13 protein-coding genes are annotated in these 21,065 nt (G+C 74.3%); 11 read left to right on the forward strand and 2 right to left on the reverse strand.

Translation table 11 applies throughout. The annotated features are described in order from the left end of the window. Positions 1-1,217: 1,217 nt before the first annotated feature. Positions 1,218-3,035 carry a glycoside hydrolase family 15 protein gene (locus tag ACIQ87_RS33495; protein WP_402414441.1) on the forward strand — a complete coding sequence of 606 codons (1,818 nt, stop codon included), beginning with the start codon at positions 1,218-1,220 and terminating at the stop codon, positions 3,033-3,035. 43 nt (positions 3,036-3,078) lie between these two features. On the opposite strand, the gene ACIQ87_RS33500 is transcribed toward ACIQ87_RS33495, so the two are convergent. After that, entirely contained in the window at positions 3,079-3,918 is an 840-nt protein-coding gene (locus ACIQ87_RS33500) for an SDR family oxidoreductase (protein WP_402414285.1), read from the reverse strand. A gap of 432 nt (positions 3,919-4,350) precedes the next feature. On the opposite strand from ACIQ87_RS33500, the gene ACIQ87_RS33505 reads away from it, so the two are divergent. From ACIQ87_RS33505 to ACIQ87_RS33515, 3 genes are read left to right on the forward strand one after another with little or no spacing between them, the layout of a single operon-like run. Further along, positions 4,351-4,578 (forward strand): ferredoxin, encoded by a 228-nt coding sequence (locus tag ACIQ87_RS33505; RefSeq protein ID WP_402414288.1) that lies wholly within the window; start codon positions 4,351-4,353, stop codon positions 4,576-4,578. Then, entirely contained in the window at positions 4,575-5,966 is a 1,392-nt protein-coding gene (locus tag ACIQ87_RS33510; protein ID WP_402414291.1) for an NAD(P)/FAD-dependent oxidoreductase, read from the forward strand. The genes ACIQ87_RS33505 and ACIQ87_RS33510 overlap by 4 nt, the downstream gene beginning before the upstream one ends. A 13-nt stretch (positions 5,967-5,979) precedes the next feature. Then, positions 5,980-7,203, forward strand: a complete 1,224-nt coding sequence (locus ACIQ87_RS33515; RefSeq protein ID WP_402414294.1) for a cytochrome P450 — start codon at positions 5,980-5,982, stop codon at positions 7,201-7,203. Positions 7,204-7,213: 10 nt separating this feature from the next. Here ACIQ87_RS33515 and ACIQ87_RS33520 read toward each other — a convergent pair whose 3' ends face one another. Next, positions 7,214-7,879 carry a GAP family protein gene (locus ACIQ87_RS33520; protein WP_402414297.1) on the reverse strand — a complete coding sequence of 222 codons (666 nt, stop codon included), beginning with the start codon at positions 7,877-7,879 and terminating at the stop codon, positions 7,214-7,216. Between the two features lie 352 nt (positions 7,880-8,231). Here ACIQ87_RS33520 and ACIQ87_RS33525 point away from each other — a divergent pair, with 352 nt between their 5' ends. The 7 genes from ACIQ87_RS33525 to ACIQ87_RS33555 all read left to right on the forward strand — a co-directional run bounded on the left by ACIQ87_RS33525 (position 8,232) and on the right by ACIQ87_RS33555 (position 21,041). After that, on the forward strand, positions 8,232-8,444 hold the full coding sequence (locus ACIQ87_RS33525) for a thiazolylpeptide-type bacteriocin (protein ID WP_402414300.1): 213 nt from the start codon (positions 8,232-8,234) through the stop codon (positions 8,442-8,444). Between the two features lie 105 nt (positions 8,445-8,549). Next, positions 8,550-11,198 (forward strand): lantibiotic dehydratase, encoded by a 2,649-nt coding sequence (locus ACIQ87_RS33530; RefSeq protein WP_402414302.1) that lies wholly within the window; start codon positions 8,550-8,552, stop codon positions 11,196-11,198. Next, positions 11,191-12,369 (forward strand): lantibiotic dehydratase C-terminal domain-containing protein, encoded by a 1,179-nt coding sequence (locus tag ACIQ87_RS33535; protein ID WP_402414304.1) that lies wholly within the window; start codon positions 11,191-11,193, stop codon positions 12,367-12,369. Before ACIQ87_RS33530 ends, ACIQ87_RS33535 begins: the two co-directional genes overlap by 8 nt. Next, positions 12,366-14,051 carry a hypothetical protein gene (locus ACIQ87_RS33540; protein WP_402414307.1) on the forward strand — a complete coding sequence of 562 codons (1,686 nt, stop codon included), beginning with the start codon at positions 12,366-12,368 and terminating at the stop codon, positions 14,049-14,051. Before ACIQ87_RS33535 ends, ACIQ87_RS33540 begins: the two co-directional genes overlap by 4 nt. After that, positions 14,048-15,958: a TOMM precursor leader peptide-binding protein gene (locus ACIQ87_RS33545; RefSeq protein WP_402414309.1), complete on the forward strand. Its 1,911-nt coding sequence runs from the start codon at positions 14,048-14,050 to the stop codon at positions 15,956-15,958. The genes ACIQ87_RS33540 and ACIQ87_RS33545 overlap by 4 nt, the downstream gene beginning before the upstream one ends. A gap of 63 nt (positions 15,959-16,021) precedes the next feature. Next, positions 16,022-17,650, forward strand: coding sequence for a thiopeptide-type bacteriocin biosynthesis protein (locus ACIQ87_RS33550; RefSeq protein ID WP_402414312.1), 1,629 nt, complete (start codon positions 16,022-16,024; stop codon positions 17,648-17,650). Between the two features lie 94 nt (positions 17,651-17,744). Then, positions 17,745-21,041, forward strand: a complete 3,297-nt coding sequence (locus tag ACIQ87_RS33555; protein WP_402414315.1) for an AfsR/SARP family transcriptional regulator — start codon at positions 17,745-17,747, stop codon at positions 21,039-21,041. Positions 21,042-21,065 lie beyond the last annotated feature (24 nt).

Below are 21,065 nucleotides of genomic sequence, written 5' to 3' on the forward strand. Positions count from 1 at the left end.
AGGGCCTGCGGAGAGGCGTCCGCGGCCGAGGCGACCGCGGGAACCACGGCGGCACCCAGGGCCGTCACACCGGCGGCACCGGCAAGAATCGCGGCGGAGGTGCGCATACGGAGCTTGAAAGCGGGCATGTAGAACCAGACCTCAATCGGGTTGGGCCGAGTCACTCCCCGTTTTCGGACCGTGGCCGGACAGGGGCCGAACGGTCGCGGGGCGTGGCTTGGCGGTAGGCCGTTCACCGGCGGGACAGGTGCCGGTGTGGCTTGATGCAGCAATTGTTGCCAGGCGGGGCCGGTCACCGACAAGACCCCCTCGCTACGACCCACCGTCGTAGCCATGGGCGGACGGCGCTGGTCCGTCGGGGCGGACGCCCGGAGCGCGCCGGCCCCCGCCGACCCCTCGCAGCCCGGGCAAACACTCTCCGACCGCTCGCCAAATATTCCCAAAATGGCGCAAAACGGACACTACTATCCGTCGTCGTACACCGCATTCCCGTGTGAGCGCACTCACCACACCGGCCCCGGCAACATCACCGACCGGCCCACCGCCACCACGCTGAGTCAACACCGGGCGGCCGCCATTGAGACCGCCACCACACCCGGCAGACACGACGGCAGCCGGACACCGGTGCGGGACGCGGGCGGTCGCACCTGCCGCACATCTCCACCGCCAACGTGGCCCGGGACATGGACCTGCTCCGCCGCGCGGTCGGCGACCGCCGGCTCAGCTACCTGGGCACCTCGTACGGCAGCGCCATCCTCGTTCCGGCCACGCGCAACGCCCCCCTGGTGTCGGCGTACGAGTCACTCACATCAGTACGCGGACACTCGGCGACAGTCCGGTCCACCTCACCCGGGCCGAGCGCCCCTGGCGTCCAGGCCCTCGAACAGCGCGGCCGCCAGGTCGGCTGGACCGAGGTCTACGACGACCTCGGCGACTGGAGCGCCCTCGTCAGCGGCCACCCGGTAGCCGACGCCGCCGACGGCGAACTGCTGCTGTCCGCCAACCCCGCCGACGCCCTCACCCTGCTGCGCCTGGCACTCGACCGGGGCCTCGGGGACCAGTGGCCCGCAGGTCACGGAGCAGGCGGTGCCGGGCGGAACTTGGTGAGGCACACCCCGCGCAGCAGCGGTCCCTGTTCGAAGGTCATGCCGCATTCCGTGGCGGCCTCGTCGAACAGGGCGGACAGTGGGATCAGGGCACAGGGAAGCGAGATGATCATGGACCGTTACCCGCCCATTGCCGACCACGGCCTCGTTGGCGACCTGCAGACCGCTGCTCTGATCTCGTCTCGGGGAGTCGTCGACTGGTTCGCGGCTCCCCGGTTCGACTCGCCCAGTGTCTTCGCCGCCCTACTCGATCACGACCGCGGTGGGTACTTCCTCTTCGCGCCGGACGACCGGAACGCCACCTGCAAGCAGCTCTACTACCCCGACACCGCAGTCCTGGTCACGCGGTTCATGTCGCCGGACGGCGTCGGCGAGGTCTTCGACTGCATGCCGCCGGATCGCACCGGCACCCCGACGGACAGGCATGTGCTGATGCGCGGTGTGCGGGCGGTGCGCGGAACGGTGCGCTTCGAACTGGAGTGCCGCCCGCGCTTCGACTACGGCCGGGCCACCCACGATCTCGACGTGCAGGACGGTACCGCCACCTTCCGGGCACCGAACGTCACGGCCTCTCTGCAGAGCACCTTCCCCCTGCAGCAGGACGGTACGGACATGCGGGGTTCGGTGACCCTGAGGCCGGGTGAGGTGGCCGCGGTGGTGTTCACCGTCGGAGGGTCCGATGGTGACAGCCCGCCGCCGGTCACCCCGGAAAGCGCGATGGAGCGGTTCTGGGACGTGGTGGACTTCTGGCAGCGCTGGGTGCGCCACTCCGGCTACCGCGGCCGGTGGCCGGGCATGGTGCACCGCTCGGCCATCACGCTCAAGATGCTCACCTATGCGCCCACCGGCGCGCCTGTCGCCGCGGCCACCATGGGTCTGCCCGAGCAGATCGGGGGTGAACGCAACTGGGACTACCGCTACACCTGGGTCCGCGACGGCTCCCTGTCCGTGCGTGCCCTGCTCGATCTGGGCTTCGCCGAGGAGGCGGCGCAGTTCGCGCACTGGCTGGGCGACCGCCTGCAGGCCCGGCAGGGCATCGAGGGCGAGCCGCTGCAGATCATGTACCGCGTCGACGGCGATCCCGAGCTGTCGGAGGAGGTTCTCCCGCACTTCGAGGGCTACCGGGGTTCGCATCCGGTGCGCGCGGGGAACGCGGCCGCCGATCAGCTGCAGCTGGACATCTACGGGGAGGCACTGTACGGCTTGTCGGAGGCACATGAGGTTGCCATGGGAGGCAGCTATCACGGCTGGAAGAACGTCGCCCGGACGCTGGACTGGCTGGCTGATTCCTGGGATCGCCCCGACGAGGGTGTCTGGGAGACCCGTGGCGGGCGCAAGGACTTCACCTTCAGCCGGGTGATGACGTGGGTTGCTTTCGACCGGGGGCTGCGCCTGGCGAGAGAGACCAGCCGGCCCGCCGACGCTTCTCGTTGGACCGCGGCTCGCGACGCGATCCTCGAACAGGTGATGCAGCGAGGCTGGAACGAGGAGGAACAGGCCCTCGTGCAGCACTACGGAAGCGAGGTCCTCGACGCTTCGCTGCTGCTCATTCCGCGTGTCGGGTTCCTGGCTCCCAAAACGGTGAGCTGGCTGTCAACGCTGGACGCGATGGAGCGCACGCTGGTTTCGGACAGCCTCGTGTATCGCTACGACCCTGCGGCCTCCCCGGACGGTCTGCGAGGCTCCGAAGGCACTTTCAGCCTCTGTACGTTCCTCTACGTGGACGCTCTTGCCCGCGCCGGGCGGATCCGTCCCGCGCGCTACGCCTTCGAGAAGATGCAGACCTACGCCAACCACGTCGGCCTGTTCGGCGAGGAGATCGGTCCCAGTGGCGAGCAGTTGGGCAACTTCCCGCAGGCTTTCACGCATCTGTCGCTGATCATGGCCGCCACCACCCTGGACGATGCCCTCGATCAGCAGCGCGACTGAGGGCCGGCCGGGGTCCCGCCTGTCGGCCGGGGTCGCCCAGCGGTCAGCCTCCGGTGGCGAAGCCGGGGAAGAGGGTCATGCCGCCGTCCACATAGAGGGTGGTGCCCACCACGTAGTCCATGAGGTCCGAGGCAAGGCCGACGACCGCGCGGGCGATGTCCTCCGGATCGCCGACACGCCCGTAAGGAATCAGCTGCAACAGGTCCTTCTCCGCGTCGGGAGTCTCCCAGGCATCGCGGTTGATGGGTGTCCTGATGGCTCCCGGAGCAATCGCGTTGACCCTGACCCTGTGGGGCGCGAGCTCCTGGGCGAGTGTCGCCATCATCATCTGCACGCCGCCCTTGGAGGCCGCGTAGTTGACGTGGCCGGCCCAGGGGATGAGCTGGTGCACCGAGCTCATGCAGATGATCTTCCCGGCGGCTCGCGACACCTCCGGGACGATCCCCCGCCGGAGGAATTCCTTGGTCGCCTCCCGAGCGCACAGGAACTGGCCTGTGAGGTTGACGTCCAACACCTTCTGCCACTGGGCCGTCGTCATCTCGGTGAACGGAGCGTCGCGCTGCAGCCCGGCGTTGGCCACGAGGATGTCGATGGTCCCGAACTCCTCGACCATCCACTCGATCATCGCGACGACCTGGTCCTCCTGGGACACATCGGCCTCGTACGCCGCCGCGCGCACTCCTAGCCTGGAGATCTCCTCGACCACCTGCTCGGCCTCCTCACGCCCGGCGACGTAGTTCACGACCACGTCGGCTCCGGCACGTCCCAGGCCGATGGCCGTCGCCTTGCCGATGCCCGAGTTCGCTCCGGTGACGAGCGCCTTCTGGTTTCGCAACAGATGTGTGGGGATGACGCCCTGCGAGGCCCCCTGGGCTACGCTCACGCTGGTTCTCCTCCAAGACCGGCCGACCCTGGGACCTCGGGTGAGTCCTGTCGGCTCCTGTCGACACCGAACCATCCGGAAGCCGGGCCCACACGCCGGCCGTGCGCGGACTGCGCCGCTCGGGCGAACACCGCCAGGCCTCGACGTGGGCTCCACGCCAGCCCGTGGGGCAATCGCCGGGTGCGGGCGATATGTGCACGGGATAGGGTACTCACAGTAGGACGGTCATGATCTCTGAGCGGTACTACCCGCCCGTCGCCTCGTAGGCGACAACCGGATTCTTTCTGCGGCGACCCGACGGGCGCGGCGCGCACCCTCGCAGTCCGCGGAGGTGGGCAACAGCCGAAGCCTTTCTCCTCAGCCTTGCCGCGCCTTGCGCCGAGATGGCGCGGGCTTCCGGGCCCGCAGCTTGCAGCCCCTGTGGAGGTCGGGATGCGAGTTGTCGTTGATCTTTCCCGATGCGAAGGGTATGCGCAGTGCGCCTTCCTCGCTCCGGACGCGTTCCGGATGCACGGCGAGGAAGCTCTGATGTACGACCCGAACCCCGACGACGCCCGACGCGACCAGGTGCTGCGCGCCGTGGCGGCCTGCCCCGTCCAGGCGATCCTGGTCGACCAGTTGGAGGGACGGGACGCACTGGCGGAGGCATCGCCGTCATGACCAGCGCCGAGAACCTGCAAGCCTTCAAGCGCGAGGGCCGCATCGTGGTCGTCGGGGCGTCCCTGGCGGGACTGCGGGCAGCGGAGGCGCTGCGCGGCGAGGGTTTCACCGGATCGCTGACCATGATCGGCGACGAGACGGGCGAGCCCTACGACCGGCCTCCCCTCTCCAAGCAGGTACTGACCGGGTGGGTGCCGGCCGAGAACACCAAGCTGCCGCGCCGCCGCGAGATCGACGCGCAGTGGCTGTTGGGCGTGCCCGCCAGTGGGCTGGACCTGGCGACCAACCACGTGTGTCTCGCCGACGGCCGTGAGGTGCCCTTCGACCGGGTGCTGATCTCCACCGGGGTCCGGGCCCGTCCGTGGTTCGTCGAGAGCGAGGCGGCTCTGGACGGTGTGTTCGTCGTGCGAACGCGCGAGCACGCGGCGGGCCTCCGGCGAGCACTCGCCGCCGGACCCTCCCGGGTGCTGGTCATCGGCGCGGGATTCACCGGCTCCGAGATCGCCTCCGTCTGCCGGGAAAGGGAGATCCCGGTGACCGTCGCCGAACTCGCGCCGGCGCCGCTGGTCGGGGCGCTCGGCGCCATGATCGGTGAGGTCGCCGCGGACATGCAGCGCGCTCACGGCGTGGACCTGCGCTGCGGTGTCAAGGTCACCGGGCTGGAGGGCGACGCGCAGGGACGGCTGCGCCGGGCTCACTTCGACGACGGCAGCACGATCGACACCGACGTGGCGGTCGTGGCACTCGGGGGCATTCGCAACACCGAGTGGTTGGAGGGCTCGGGGCTGGCGGCGGGGGTCTGGGGCATTGCCTGCGACACGGGCTGCCGCGCCCTCGACCTCAACGGCCTGGTCACCGACGACGTCTTCGCCGCCGGAGACGTGGCACGCTGCCCGAACCCGATCTACGAGTACCGGCTCATCTCGCTGGAGCACTGGGCCAACGCCGTGGAGCAGGCCGAGGTCGCGGCGCACAACATGGTCAGCGGCCAGGCGGACCGCTGGCCCCACCTGTCGATCCCGCGCTTCTGGTCGATCCAGTTCGGGGCCAACATCAAGTCCGTCGGCGTGCCGACCTTCGCCGACGAGGTGGTCATCACCCAGGGATCGGTGCCCGACCGCCGCTTCGTCGCCGCATACGGCTACCGGGGCCGTGTCACCGCGGCAGTGAGCTTCAACAACGCGAAGTGGTTGGACCACTACCAGACGCTCATCGAGACGGCCGCGCCCTTCCCGCCTCCCTGCCCCGCCCCCGACCAGCCCGCCGACATGAAACCGGTGCCCGTCGACTACCCCGGCCCCACTCTGCTCGCCCAGGGCGCCACCGTGGTCGTCACCGGCCACGACCCGAGCGAGCGCCGCGTCACGGCCGCGTACCAGCACCGCTAGGAGGGAAAGCGAGATGACCACGACCGAGACGCCCAGCACGCTGCAACGGATCCTCGACTACTCCTCCAGAGCCGACCCGTACCCGCTGTACGCCGAACTGCGCAAAACGCCCGTGGCACGGCAGGAGGACGGCAGCTACGTCATCAGCACTTACCGCGAGATCACCGACATCCTGCACAACCCGCACCTGAGCTCGGACACCCGCAACCTCTCGCACCCGACGGCCGGAGCCGAAGAGCAGACCACCCCGGCGTTCATCAACCTCGACCCACCTGCGCACGACCGCCTGCGGCGCATGGCGATGCGCCATTTCGGCCCCCCGCACACCCCGGGGCTGGTGACCGGCATGGAGGACGACCTGACCAGCATCGTCGGCAGCCTGATCGACGACCTCGCGGGCAAAGAACGGATCGACCTCGTCGACGACTTCGCCTACCCGTTCCCCGTGACCGTCATCTGTCGTCTGCTCGGCGTGCCACACGAGGACGAGCCGCGGTTCCGCCTCTGGGTGGACGACGTCATCAACGCGATCGACTACAACCCCAAGACCGACCCGAAGGAAAAACTGGAAAAGGGCATACAGGCCCGCAAAGACCTGCGCCAGTACATCGGCGGACTGGTGGACCAGCGCCACGGGCGACCCGGCGAAGACCTGCTCGCCCGGCTGGCAAACGATGACGGCCCCGACGGGCGGATGACCGACGAGGAAATCGTCGCCACCGCCAACCTGCTGCTCATCGCCGGCCATGAGACCACCGTCAACCTCATCACCAACGGCATGCTGACGCTGCTGCGCCACCCGCAGGTGCTGCAGCGACTGCGCGACGAACCCGACCTCGTCACAGCGTTGGTCGAGGAGTTGTTGCGGTACGAGCCGCCCGTGCACCTCATCCCCTGGCGGGCGGCGTACAGCGACATCACCGTCGCCGACACCGTCATCCCCAAGGGCTCGCAGATCATGCTGATGCTGGCCTCGGGCAGCCGCGATCCGAACCGCTTCCACGAGCCCGACCGCTTCGACCCTGACCGGCGTGACAACCGGCACCTGGGATTCGGCAGCGGTATCCACCTGTGCTTCGGCGGCCCACTGGCCCGCCGGGAGACCCAGATCGCGCTGACCGAGCTGGCACGCCGGCTCGACCGCCCCAGGCTCGTCGCCGACCCGCCGCCGTACCGGCGCAGCCCCGTTCTCCGCGGGCCGATCCATCTGCACATCGAGCAGGGCGACGGTTACTAGCGCGGCTGTCTCAGGTGGCGAGGATGCTGATGCCGTCGCCCAGGAGCTTGAGTCCGAGCACGAAGAACAGGGCGGCCAGGACAGCGATGTTGTGCTGCGCGGCCCAGTCTCGCCAGTTCCCCAGGATGCTTTTGGCGCGCTCGCCCATGACCAGGTAGACGACGAGTGGCGCAAGCACTCCCAGAGAAGCGATGACCACGAAGATCGCGAGCGTTCCGACTTGCTGCGGCACGGGGAGCCCGGAAGAACTGATCGAGGCGCCGGCAGCGATGGTCAGGGGCGCGTTCTTGAGATTGCCCGCCGAAAACAGCAGCGCCAGGCCAAAGACCTTGATCGGAGTGAAGCCGTCGATCGCCGCCATCCACTTCGGGAGCTGCGCCTGGGAGGCGTCTTTGGGGCGGCGCTGCCCGCCGGGCGGCCGAGGAGCCCGGGCCGGTGCCGTGAGGGCGCTGGCCGGATTCGAGCGGTGCCGTTGCGGTGGCCCGGCCCTCGGGGCGCGTGTGCTCCGGTTCCGCCCCGGGGATCTGCGGGGCACCGTGTGACGGAGGAGCCGACGGCACGCTTCCGGGACGCCGAGCTGGCCCGTTCGACAGGACCGCGACGGCGGTCCTCTCCGGCCGGGCCCACACCGACGGCGTGCGGGCCGGATCCGGTCGGACCGGACGACCGTACGCATGCGGGCGAACCGGGCGCCGCAACGTCCCGCCGGGGGTACGGCCGCGGGCGGGGCCGGGAACGGATTACCGGCCAATGTCCGGCCGTCCGGCTCGGCGGCGCCCGCCGCGACCTAGACTCGGCCCACGGGGCGGCGTGCAGGCGGGACAAGGCGGGGGGTCGCAGCGATCCGAGCCGCGCGCCCACGGGGACCGCGCACGTCCGCAGCATCCGCTCGGGCCTGCCGGTCGCGGCCTTGGCCCGGTACGCCCGCCCTGTCGGGGTTCACCCTCGTACGCTCAGTCCAACTCGCTCCAAAACGTGCCGAATTGACGACGCGTCATCATCATCATTTCGAGAACCGGGAGACCTCCATGTCCGAACAGCTGCAGGACGCCCTCGCGCTCGACGACCTCGACCTGGGCGAGCTGACCGTCACCGCACTGCGTGACAGCATCGCGCTGCCGGAGGGTGGCGCCTCCTCCCAGAGCGGCACCCTCTCCACCTCCTGCAACTCCTCCTCCAACACCAGCATCGTCCACCCGCCGGCGACCAGCGTCATCCACCCGTCGGCGCCGGCCGTCTGAGGATCGCGCGACTGAACCAGCGAACCACCCACGGGACCCGGCGCGTTCCGGTGCGGACGCGCCGGGTCCCTCCCCCGTCCGCCCGCCCATCGGAGGTCCTCCGCCGTGCCCAACCGCGCCCCGGCCCCGGCCGCATCGGCACCCGCGCCACCGGTCACCGCGGCCTACGCGCTGGTGCGCGCCACGGTGCTGACCCTGGCCGCACAGTCCGCCCCGTCCGGCCTCGTACGGGACCTGCTGGCCCGGCTCACCGCCGTGGAGGCCGCCGACGCCGCTCTCCGGCCCGCCCTCGGCGACGATCTGTACACCAGCCGGGCCGAGCACGGCGAGGAGTTCCACCGGCGGGTCGTGCTCCCGCTGCGCCGGGCCCTGCACAGCGGCCGTGCGCCGCGCCCCGCGCAGCTCGACCGGCTCGCGGACCTGCCCGTCCGGGTCCCCCGGCTCGCGGACTGGCTGGAGCTGAGGCGGCGACACGCCCTGCTGCTGGCCGAGCTCACGGCGGCGGTGCCGCCAGCGCTGGCGGCCGAACGGGCCGCGCTGGCCGAGGTGTGCCGCGAGCCCGCGTTCCGGCGCGCCGTCGCCCTGGGCAGCGCCGACCTGTTGCGCGCGGTGGTCAACGCCTCGGAGGCGAACCCGGATCGGGGCGGCAGGGCACACAAGGAGGAGGCCGCCGTCCTGCGCCACGCGCTGCGGGCGACCGGCAAGACGAGCCCGCTGTCCTGGTTCACGGCGGTCGGCTGGGCCTCGGACGAGGCGCCCGGGAACGAGACGCAGGCCGCCCCGCGCGCGGTCGTCCGGGAGAACCGGGCCCTCGTCGGAGCGCTGGTCGACGCCCTGCTCGACGAACCCCGGCGCAGCCGGAGCCTGCCGCACCGGATGACCAGCGCCGCCCGCGTCGACGCCGGGCGGGCCCACTACCGGCGCACACGGGTGGTGTTCGTCGGGGGTCGCTACCTCGTCGCCCGCGAGGACGAGGTCGAACTCGGTGCCCGGCCGGAACTGGCGGTGATGGCCTCCCTCACCGAGGCCCCCGACCCGCCGGGCCGACTCGCCGCACGACTCGCCGAGGCCCTCGGGCGCCCCGGCGAGGACCCGGCGGTACGGCGCTTCGTCGACCGGCTCCTCGACGCCGGGCTGCTGGTGCCGACCGAGCCGGTGGACCCGCAGGGCCCGGAGCCGCTGCGACGGCTCGCCGACTGGCTCCACCAGTGGCCGCAGGACGCCGAGTTGGCCCGCAGGGTGCGCGAACTCGCCGACGGCACGGCCGCGTACCCGGCCGAGCCCGCCGAGCGCCGGCCGGCCGCGCTCTCCGCCCTGGCGGCCGACTGGCGCCGGGTGCTCGCCGACGCGGGCCGGCCCGTCTCCGAGGAGCCCGCGTCGCTCAACGTCCTCAGCGAGGACGTCCACGCGCCCGCACCGCCGCAGCCGCGGCTGGGCGCCGCCGACCGCGCCGCGCTCGCCGAACTCACGGCCGTGGCCGAGCTGTTCGACCACGGCCACCTGACCCGCCGGGACGCCCGGGACCGCTTCGTGGCCCGGTACGGCGTCGGCGGCGTCTGCTCCACGCCGTGGGAGTTCGGCGACGACGCCGGCGACGTCTGGGCGGATGTCCGGGTTCCCGAGGAACTCGCTTCCCTGCGAAAGGAGTTCATCGACCTCCCCGAGGCGGACGGCGAGATCGTGCTGCCGGCCGACCGGGTGTGCGCACTGGCCGAGCGGCTGCCCGACTGGACGGCCGCCCGGCCGCTCAGCTACTCCTGGTTCGTCCAACGGGAGCCGGCCGAGGGCCTGTTGTGCGTCAACCACGTCTACTACGGCTGGGGGCGCTTCACCAGCCGCTTCCTCGACGCCACCGCCCCGCAGGCCGCGGCCGAGGTCGCCCGGCAGATCCGCGCCGGGCTCGACGAGGGCGCGCGGGCCGCCCAGATCCGCCCGCTGGGCGGCTTCAACGCCAACCTGCACCCGCTGCTGGTCGCCGACGAGATCGGGCCGGACCGTCGCTGGTCCAGCCTCGCCGAGGCCGACCTCGACCTGGTCCACGACGTGGACACCGACCAGCTCAGGGTCCGCCTGCGTTCCACCGGCGAGTACCTCGACGTCCTCTACCTGGGCTTCCTCTCCCCGATCATGCTTCCGCGGCGGCTCGCGCCCCTCCTCTGCGACCACGCGAACGGCATCGTGGGCTTCCACCCGCTGCTGCCCCGCACGCCCCTGCCCGCCCCCGGCGGCACCGTCACCCACACACCGCGGCTGCGCCACCGGCACGTCGTCCTCGCCCGCCGCCGCTGGCACCTCCCGTCCGGGGTCCTCGACGCCCTGCGGGCCGAACTCGGCGCCGATCCCGGCCCGCACGGCGTCCCCGTCGCGACCGTCGCCCGCTGGCGCGCCCGCCTCGGCCTGCCCGAGCAGCTCTTCCTCCACCCCGCGCCGGCCCCGGGCGCGGAGACCACGGCCTCCGAGGCCATCCTCATCCAGCTCCGCGCGCCCAAGCCCCAGCCCGTCGACCTCGGCAACCCGCTCCACCTCCGGCACCTGGGCCGGTGGCTCGGCCGCCACCCGGACGGCGTCCTGCTGGAGGAGGCCCTGCCCGCCATCGGCGGACGGGCGCAACCGTCCCGGACGGTCGAACTCGTCACGGAGACCTACCGTCCGGCCCGCCGCCCGGCCACCGCCCCGCCCGCACCCCCGCCCGCACCCCTGCCCGTCCCGCGCCCACTCCACCGGCGCGGAGCCGAGGAGTCACCCCATGAGTGAGCCGATGACGAACGATCCGACCGACCACCCCGCGGCCGCGACCGCTGTGGACGTGACCCTGTACCACTACCAGCCCGACAAGGCGCGCGCCCTGCGTGAGGCCGTCCTGCCGCTGGCGCGGCGCGCGGCGGCGGGCGGGCTGAACGCCCACGTCGAGCGGCACTGGCGGTTCGGGCCGCACCTGCGGTTGCGGCTGGAGGGGCCGGCCGGGCGGGTGGCCGTCGTGGCGCAGGAGTCCGCCGAGGAGCTGCGGGCGTGGTCGGCCGCGCACCCGTCCGTCGCCGACCGGACGGAGGAGCAGCTGCTCGCCGAGGCCGTCGTCGCCGGGCGGGCCGAGCTGATCGCGCCGCCGTACGGCCCGCTGGTGCCGGACAACACCGTCCGGGTCACGCCCGCCGACCCGGCCGCGACCGCCGCCGCGCACGCGCTGCTCGGAGCCGAACCGGCCGCCCTGCGCGACGAGTTGATGCGGCTCGGGCTGCCCGCGATCACTTCGGCCTGTGAGTTCCTCGGGGAGCACGGCGACACGGCTCAGGCCCGGGTGCAGCTGACGGTCACGGCACTGGCGGCGCACGCGAGCACGCACGCGGACGGGCTGGTCGGCGGGCACTACTCCTTCCTCTCCCATCTGGAGGACTTCCTCGCCCACGAGGACCCGAACGGCCGGCTGCGCTCCGCCTTCGAGCAGCGCTGGGAGCGCGGCGGTCCCGCGGCCACGGAACTGGTCGGCCGCATCGCGGCCGGGGGTGCGCGCGGCTGGGAGCGGGACTGGGCGCACTGGTCGGCCACGGCCTGGGACCGGGCGCAGCGGCTGCTGGCGGCCGGTGTGGACCTGTCCAGCCGCGGCGAGGAGTACCGGGCCCGCGCGGCAGCCCTCGGCGACCGGGCCACCGCCGAACGCTGGGACTTCGAACTGCGCACCCGTTACAGCGAGTTCCACCGGATGGTGATGCGCGGCGATCCCACCGGGACGCTGTTCAGCCGCGCCGACTACCTGGTCTACCGGACCAGTACCAACGCCCTGTACCGGCTCTTCGCGGTCTGCGGTGTCCGCCCGGTGGAACGCTATCTGGCCGCCCACCTCGTCGTGCGCAGCGTGCCCGAGCTCACCGGGCACCGGTGGCGGGACTACATCGGCCAGATGGTCGCCCGGGTCGAGGGGGCGGCGTGACGGCCGAACCGGTCACCGGGCGCACCCGGTTGCGTCCGGGCGTGGCGGTGACCCCGCTGCTGGAGGGGCTGCACCTGCGCGGGCGCGGCACCAGCCTCACCCTGGAGGGCAGCCGCTCGCTGCCGGCGCTGTGGGAAGTCCTGTCGGCGCGGCTCGGCGCCGGCCCGCAGGACGTGGCGGAGGCCGGGGACCCGAGGGTGGAGGCGGCGCTGGCGACCGTCACCGCCCACCTGCGTGCGCACGGCCTGCTGGTCGAGCACCCCGACGGCGAGCAACCGCCGCCCTGGCCGGGTTCGGTGGCCGAACGTCCGGGGGACGCGGCGGCGGCGCTCGCCGCCGCGTGCCCGGTCGTGGCCTCGGCGGACCCGGACGGCGAGCCGGCCCGCGCGGTGGCGCGTGCCCTGGCCCGGGGCGGGGCGGCGCCGGTCGTCACCGAGGCCGCGCTGCCCGCCGGACAGGTGCTGGTGGTCGCGGGTGATCCGCCCGTGGCGGTCGGTATGCAGTGCGAAGCGGACGGCGGTTTCGTCACCGCGCCCGCCGATCCGGAGCGCACCCGCGCGGACCTCGCCGCGATCGCGGACCGCCTGCGCTCCGGCCCCGGCCCGAGCGGCGACGGCAACAACGGCCCCGGCCCGAGCGGCGACGGCCCGGGAAGCGGCGGTTCCGCGCCGAGGACGCTCCCGCTGCTGCTCGCCGCCGCGACGGCCCAGCGCCTGCTCTGCGCCGTCGCCGGGCTGCCGAACCCGGGCGACCCGGACGACGACCCCCGGCTGCTCGCCGGTCGGCCCTCCGTCCTCGTCGCCCGGGCCCGCCCGCCCCGCGCCGAGCACCACCCCTGGGCGGCGGCGCCCGGGCCCGCGGCCGAGCCGCCCGCGGACCTCGAAACGGCGCTGCGCCGCGTCGCCGCGCTCGGCGACCCGCTGCTCGGCGTGCTCGACGCACCCTCCCCCGGCGAACTTCCGCAGTCGCCCGTCGCCCTGGCCGCCTGCCGCACACCGTCCGGGACCCTGGTGGCCGGGGCCGCCCGTACCGACCTCGCGCGGCTGGCGGGTGCCCTGCGGTCCGCCGAACTCCATCTCGCGGCCGCCGATCCGGGAGTCGCGGCCACGGTCGGCGCCGACCCGGGGCACGCCCTCGGCCGGGCCTTGCGGCGCGCCGCCCTCGCCGTCCCCGGCGGCGGTGCGGCGCTGCCCGCGGCGGTGTGGCGGGAGCATCCCCAGGCCGCGCACTGGGTGGCGGCGCTGGCGCGGCGCCTCGGCCGTGACGCCGGCGTCACGGTCCGCCGACTCGCCGGTCACGCCTTCCTGGCCACCGTGGAAGGAGCCCGGTCCGTCGAGGCCGGGCCCGCCGACGCGGTGTCCGTCGCCGCCCTGGGTGCCCTCTCCCGGCTGACGGTCCGTGACCTCGGACTGTCCACCGCGCACCACACCACTGCCAGTGGCGCCGTCGCCCCGCTGGCCGCCGCCGGGCAGCGGCTCCCCGCCTGGGTGGAGGAGGGCTGGACGATCCGCTGGCTCGCCGGACTCGCCGACCGGGAACCGGACTTGCGGGCCGAGCTGGCCCGCCTGACCGGCCTGCTCACCGCCCCCTGGAGGCCCGGCACCTGCGCCGCCCGCCCCCTGGCCAACGCCCTGGAGGGCTGCGGCTTCACCGTCCTCGTGCCCGCGGGAGACGGCCGATGACCGACCTCCCCGTTCTCGATCCCGACCAGGCCCTGGCGCACACGAGCGGCACCGCCGTCGTCCACCTCACCGGCTGGACCCTCGGCCTGGCCGAACGCCTCAGCCGCCACGCGCTGGCGCACCCCGTCCGCCTGGTGCCCGTGCGCGAGGACGGCGCGCTGACCGTCGTCGGGCCCGTCCTCCACCGTGGTTCGCCCGCCTGCCTCAGCTGCACCGAGTACCAGCGCCTCGCCACCGCCGGCGGCCGGGTGCCCTGGCAGAGCCCGGTCCTGGCCCTCGCGGGCACCGGCACTCCGGCCTTCTCCGAGGCGGTGCTCGCCCTCGCGGCCGAACTGGCCGAGGCCGCAGCCGGTCCGGACGCCGCCGGTCCGGGCGGCGACGGGCCACCCGAGGCCGCGAGTCACGCCACCGTCCACCTGGTCCACGGCGACCGCGCCACCTGGTCCACCCACCGGGTCCGCCCGGTCGGCGGCTGCCCCGTCTGCCACCCGCTGCCCGAGGACACGCCCGACGCCGCGCGCCTGCCCTCCGAGCCCCTCCCCCTGCCCGACCCCGCGGTACTGCGCGGCGCCAACGGCCGTACGACCGCCGAGCGGCTGCGGGCCGAACTCCACGACGAACGCTTCGGCCCGGTCCGCGGCCTCTACCGCACCGAGGACTCGGCCTTCGCCCTCACCACCGCCCTGGTCACCGACGGCCGCCTGGAGGACGACGGCGGGTACGGGCGGGCGGCGGACTTCCGCTCCAGCGAGCGCGTGGCCCTGTTCGAGAGCGTGGAGCGCCTCGCGGGGATGCGGCCGCTCGGCCGCCGCGGCGCCCTGCGGTCCTCCTACGCCGACCTGGTGGCCGAGCACGGGCCCGGAGCCGTCCTCGACCCCGTCCGGCTCGGCCTGCCCGACCCCGGCGACCACCCCGCGCGCACCACCGTCCCGTACACCCCGGACCTGGTGCTCGACTGGGTGCACGGATGGTCCCTCACCCACGACCGCCCGACCGCCGTCCCCGAGCACCTCGCCTACTGGGACCCGCCGGGCCGCGACCGCCCGCGCGTGGCGCACGAGACCTCCAACGGCTGCGGGCTGGGCAACAGCCCGCAGGAAGCCGCGCTCTACGGCCTGTTCGAGGTCGCCGAACGCGACGCCTTCCTGATGGCCTGGTACGCGCGCACCCCACTGCCCGCCGTCGCCGTCCCCACCGAGGACCGGGAGACGGCCGACCTCGCCGACCGCGCCCACCTGCTCGGCTACCGGCTCACCCTGCTCGACGCCACCGACGACCTCGGCATCCCCGCCGTGATCGCCGTCTGCCGTTACCGGGGCACCCACCCCGACGCCCCGCGCGTCCTGCTCGCCGCCGGCGCCCACCACGACCCGAGGACGGCGATCCGCTCCGCCGTCGCCGAGGTGGTCACCAACGTCCAGAACGCCCCCCGCCGCTCCACCGCCCCCGGCGGCGCACGCGACCCGCGGCGCCTGCGGGCGATGCTGGAGCGGCCGGAGCTGGTGACCGTGCTGGACGACCACGTCGGCCTCAACACCCTGCCCGAGGCTCAGCCGCGCCTGGACTTCCTGTTCGCGGGCCCGCCCCCCGTGCCCTGGCAGGAGCGCTGGCCCGCCCCCGAGCCGGTGAGCGACCTCACCGGACTGCTGGAGCGGACGGTCGACCGACTCGCCGGGGAGGGCCTGGAAGTGGTGGTGGTCCGCCAGGACGAACCGGGGGTACGCGACCGGCTCGGACTGTACTGCGTCAAGGTGATCGTGCCCGGAACGCTCCCGATGACCTTCGGCGAGGCCAACCGGCGCACCCACGGCCTGCCGCGCCTGCTGGACGTCCCGTACCGCCTCGGCCGCACCCCGCGCCCGCTGCGCCACGACGAACTGCCGCTGCACCCGCACCCGTTCCCGTAGCCCCTCGGCCCGCCCCGTTCCGCCCCGTTCCCCCCGTTCCCCCTGCCGTCCGGGAAGGACCCGATGACGACCCGACAGCCGCCGGCCGCCCACTGGCACAGCCTGCACCTCACCCTGCCGCTGCCCGAACGCGGGACCGACGCCTTCGTCACGGCGGACCTCGCGCCGCTGATGGACGAACTCGCGGGCGAGGACTGGTTCTTCATCCGCTACGGCGAGGGCGGGCCGCACCTGCGCGTCCGCTTCCGGGGGGCGCACGCGCACCCCGGCGCCCTGGCCGGCGAACTCACCCGGCTCGCGTCCCTGCACACTCCGCCCGACGGCCCGTGGACGGCCCGCCACGGGGAGGTCGCCGCCGTCCCGTACGAACCCGAGACCGAACGCTACGGCGGTCCCGCGCTGCTGCCGATCGCCGAGGAACTCTTCACCCGCTCCACCCGCACGGCCGTCCACGCCCTGCGCGCCCTCGACGCCTCCCCCGGCGCCCGGCTGCCCCTCGCCCTGGACCTGGCGCACACCACCGCCCACGCCCTGGGACTCGACGAGTTGGCCGCCGCCCGCTGGCTGCGGCGCCACTCCGCCTCCTGGCGCTGGGTGACGGACTTCCGGCCGCTGCCCGGGCTCGCGGTGCACAGCAAGGTGAACGCGGTGTTCGCCCGGCAGCGGCAGGCCCTCGCGCGCAGGGCCGGGGCCCTGCGGACGGCACTCGACGCCGGGACGGCCACGTCCTGGCTCGCCGACTGGTCGGCCGCCGTCGCCGACGCCGACGCCCGGATGCGGGCCACCGCGCCGGACGGGGCCGAGGAGCGGCTCCGCTGGGTGTGGGCCTCACAGTTGCACATGCTGTTCAACCGCCTGGGGATCGGGCCCGACGAGGAGCGGGCCGTCTGCCGGCTCGCCGGCCGAACGCTCCTGGAGACCGACCGGCCCTTCACCTTCTTCCCCGACGACCGGCGCGCCCCGGACCTCCAGTACCTGGAGGACAGCAAGTTCCAGGTCGGACGCCCCGAGGACACCGCACTGCCGGACGTGTCGCCCGCCGAGCCCCCGCGGCCGTGGCCCGGCGACCTTCCCCTGTCCGCCGACCCGCTGCCGGCCGTCACCCTCGCCGACGCGCTGCGCACGCGCCGCTCCACGCGGGGCCGGCTGACCGGCCCGCTCACCGCCGGTCAACTGGGCGGCCTGCTCTGGTCCGCGTACGCGCCGGACGGCGGTTCGGGCCACCGCCCCTACCCCAGCGCGGGCGCCATGCACGCCGTCCGGGTCCGGCTGGTCGCCCTCGCCGTCGACGGCCTGCCCTCCGGCACCTACCAGTGCGTCCCGGCGCTGCGCTCCCTGCGCCCGATCGGCCCGGCGCCCGATCCGGACCAGCTCCGAGCGCTGTCCTACTACCTCACCCTCCCCGACTCGGACCCGCAGCACATCGCCGTCGACGAGGCCCCCGCCGTCCTCGCCCTGCACCTGGACCTCGCCCACCTGCGCCGCCGCTACGGCCTGCGCGCGCTGCGCCTCGGGCTCGTCGAGACCGGGCACCTGGCCCAGAACCTCCTCCTCACCGCCGCCGCCTTCGGCCTCGGCACCACCCCTCTCGGCGGCCTCTACGACGACCTCGCCCACGAACTCCTCGGCCTCGACGACCTGGACGAGCCGATCCAGTACCTGCTGCCGCTGGGCCGCCCGGCGACGGCCTGACGCGCCCTCGGGCGCGGCACCGCCGTCGGGCGCCGCCCGGGCATCGGGATAATGATCTTGATTGATCGGTGGTGCTGAGCGAGGAGCGGGCGGGGTGCGGATCAAGGTTCTGGGGCCGCTGCAGGTCGTACGGGGTGAGGACAGGACGGCCTTCGAGATCGGCGGGGCCCGGCTCCGGCTGCTGCTGGTCCGGCTGGCGCTCGACCCCGGGCGCGTGGTCACCCGGGAGCGTCTGGTGGACGACCTCTGGGAGGACACCCCGCCGGAGGAACCGGCCGGCGCCCTGCAGTCCCTGGTCTCCCGGCTCCGCCGGGCTTTGGGCACCGACCGCCCCGTCATCAGCTCGCACCCCGCCGGGTACCTGCTCGACCTGCCCCGGGTGAGCGTGGACGCCTGGGACTTCGAGCGTCGGGCGGCGGCGGGGCGGGCGGCGCTGGCGGCGGGCGGTTTCACCGAGGCGGTCGCGCTGCTGGGCGGGGCGCTGGAACTGTGGCGCGGGGCACCCTTCGCGGACGCCGGGGGCGCCGGATTCACCGCCGCGCCGGCGGCCCGGCTGGCGCAGCTGCGGCTGTCGGCTGTCGAGGACCGGGCCGACGCCCTGCTCGCCCTCGGCGAGGCCGGCACTCTGCCGCGGCTGGTTGCCGAGCTCACCGCACTGTGCGTCACCCACCCGCTGCGCGAGCGGGCCGCCGTCCGGCTGATGCGCGCGCTCCACGCGGACGGGCAGCAGGCGGCGGCGCTGGAGGTGTTCGACCGGACCCGGCGGGCGCTGGCCGAGGAACTGGGCGCCGACCCGTGCGCCGAACTGCGGGACGTCCACCTGTGGGTGTTGTCCGGCGCGCAGTCGCCGACGCCGACCCCGGCTCCGGCCCCGGCCCCGGTTCTGGCCCCGGTTCTGGGCGGGTTCCCGGCCGGGCGGGCAGCGCTGCCCACCTGGCTCACCGCTTTGGTCGGGCGCGACGAGGCCCTGACGGAGGTTCGGGAGCGTCTGCGTCGCTCCCGTCTGGTGACGCTGACCGGGCCGGGCGGTGTCGGCAAGACCCGGCTGGCGGTCGCGGCCGCGGCAGCCGCGCCGCCCGCGACGGACGTGCGGCTCGCCGAGCTCGCGGGTGCCGACGGCCCGGACTCGGCGGCCCGGGTCGTGCTGGCCGCCGTCTGCCGCCCGGCGGAGGCCGGGGTGCTGGCGGGCGGCCTGCACGCCGGTGATCAGTCCGGGGACCCCGTCGAGCGGATCGTCCGAGCCCTGGAGGGACGTGACGTCCTGCTCGTCCTGGACAACTGCGAGCACCTGATCGAGGACGCGGCCCTGCTGGCGCACCGCCTGCTGGCCGCCGCGCCCCGACTCACCGTGCTGGCCACCAGCCGCGAACCGCTCGGTGTCCCCGGCGAGGAGCTCTGGCCTGTGGCGCCGCTCGCCGTACCCGCGCCCGGCGCCACCATACGGGAGGCGCTCGCGCACCCGGCCGTCGCCCTGTTCGCCGAGCGGGCCGCCGCAGCCCGTCCCGGATTCGCGTTGGACCACGACACCGTCGAGCCGGTCGTCCGGATCTGCCAGGAACTGGACGGCCTGCCGCTGGCCCTCGAACTGGCGGCGGCCCGGCTGCGGGCCCTGAGCCCCGGCCAGGTCGCGGCCCGGCTGCACGACCGGCTCCGGCTGCTCGACCGGGGCCCCCGCACCGGCCCCGACCGCCACCGCACGCTGCGCGCCGTCGTCGCCTGGAGCTGGGAGCTGCTCGACGAGGACGAGCGTGTGCTGCTGCGACGGCTCTCGGTGTTCGCCGGCGGGATGACCCTCTCCGACGCGCACCTGGTCTGCGCGGGCGACTGGCCGCACGGGCCGGCGCCCGACCCGATGGCCGTCGAGGACCTGCTGACCTCCCTGGTCGACAAGTCCCTGGTCGACACACCCCTGCTCGCATCCGCCGACCGGGAGTCCGGGGCGGTGCGGTACCGGCTGCTGGAGACGGTTCGCGCGTACGCCGCGGAACGGCTCGTCGAAGCCGGCGAGGAGGGCCGAACCGGTGCCGCACACCTGCGCTGTTTCGTCGGGCTCGCCGAGAACGCCGAATCCCTGCTGCGGACGGACGGCCAGATCGGCCGGCTGGCCCGGCTGGACGCGGAGCAGGGCAACCTGGACGCGGCACTGGACCGGGCGGTCGCCGTCGGCCCGCCGGAGCACGCGCTGCGACTGGCGGCCGCCCGGGCCTGGCCCTGGCTGATGCGCGGCCAGGGCCGTGAGGCCGGTGAGCGGACGGCGGCCGTTCTCGCTGCCCACGGCTTCACTCCGCCGCCCGGTCTGGAGCAGGCGCACGCCCGGTGCGTGGTCCTGGCCCAGCTCACCTCCCCGCTCCGGGAGACCGGTGACGCCGTGATCCCGCCCGAAGCGATGGGCGCGGCACTGGTCACGGCACAGCAGGCCGATCACCCGGTGGCCCTGGCCGCCGCGCTGCTGCTCGCCATGGCGGGGCCGCCGGACGCGGTGGGTGCGACGGCGCAGCAGTACGCCGAGCACCCCGATCGGTGGATGCGGGCAGCCGCCCATCTGGTGCTCGGCCGGGTCGAGTTGAGCGCGGGCCGGATCGGGCACGCCGAGCACTGCCTGCGGACCTCGGTCAACGGCTTCCGTGCCGTGGGCGACCGCTGGGGGCTGGCCCTGGCGCTGGTCACGCTCGCCGCGCTGCTGTCCGTCACCGGCGCCGCCGAGGAGGCCCTCGCGGCGCTGGCGGAGGCCGGTGAACGGGACGCCGAGATGGGGGGCTCCGGCGAGGCGCCGCTGTCGCTGCTGCTGTCGGGCCGGCTGCGGGCTCGCTGCGGCGAACCGGCCGCGGCCCGGGCCGACCTGGAGCGCGCGCTGGCCATCGCCGAACGCGCCAGGGACCTGCAGCAGCAGGCCGCCGCTCACTACGCGCTCGGCGAACTCGCGCGACGCGAGGGGGACTTGGAGGCGGCGCTGCACGGCCAGCATGAGGTGCTGCGGCGGCTGGAGCAACTGCCCGCGACCGGGCCCGGCGCCCCGGCGCGGCTGCACCTGCTGGCCCTGCTGCACACCGGCCTGGCCCGCACCCAGCAGCGGCGCGGCGCGCCTGACGTGGCCGGCCCGCTGCACCGCCGTGCCCTGCGGCTGGCCGCGGACAGCGGCGACCAGCCGGTGCGGGCGGATGTCCTGGAGGGGTTCGCCGAGTACTGCCTCGCGCGCGGGGAGGCAGCGCGCGGTGCGGCGGCGCTGGGCGCGGCATACGGCCTGCGTGGGGCCCACGACGCGGGCGATCCGGACCTGCGGGCCGTCCTGGACGGCTGCTCAGAGGCCCTCGGGGAGGCCGGCTTCCGGGCCGCTTGGGAGCGTGGCAGGGCGCTGTCGCGGCCGGAGTCGCTGGCCCTGGAGGCGGGCTGACCAGCCCTTCGGAGGGCGTCCGGC

Origin of the sequence: Kitasatospora sp. NPDC096204 (genome assembly GCF_044763205.1) — a bacterium.
Taxonomy (GTDB): Bacteria; Actinomycetota; Actinomycetes; order Streptomycetales; family Streptomycetaceae; genus Kitasatospora.

Coding starts and splice junctions, on each gene's coding strand:
- ACIQ87_RS33495 (WP_402414441.1), top strand. CDS start 1,218: ATGGACCGTTACCCGCCCATTGCCGACCACGGCCTCGTTGGCGACCTG.
- ACIQ87_RS33505 (WP_402414288.1), top strand. CDS start 4,351: ATGCGAGTTGTCGTTGATCTTTCCCGATGCGAAGGGTATGCGCAGTGC.
- ACIQ87_RS33510 (WP_402414291.1), top strand. CDS start 4,575: ATGACCAGCGCCGAGAACCTGCAAGCCTTCAAGCGCGAGGGCCGCATC.
- ACIQ87_RS33515 (WP_402414294.1), top strand. CDS start 5,980: ATGACCACGACCGAGACGCCCAGCACGCTGCAACGGATCCTCGACTAC.
- ACIQ87_RS33520 (WP_402414297.1), bottom strand. CDS start 7,879: ATGCGTACGGTCGTCCGGTCCGACCGGATCCGGCCCGCACGCCGTCGG.
- ACIQ87_RS33525 (WP_402414300.1), top strand. CDS start 8,232: ATGTCCGAACAGCTGCAGGACGCCCTCGCGCTCGACGACCTCGACCTG.
- ACIQ87_RS33535 (WP_402414304.1), top strand. CDS start 11,191: ATGAGTGAGCCGATGACGAACGATCCGACCGACCACCCCGCGGCCGCG.
- ACIQ87_RS33545 (WP_402414309.1), top strand. CDS start 14,048: ATGACCGACCTCCCCGTTCTCGATCCCGACCAGGCCCTGGCGCACACG.
- ACIQ87_RS33550 (WP_402414312.1), top strand. CDS start 16,022: ATGACGACCCGACAGCCGCCGGCCGCCCACTGGCACAGCCTGCACCTC.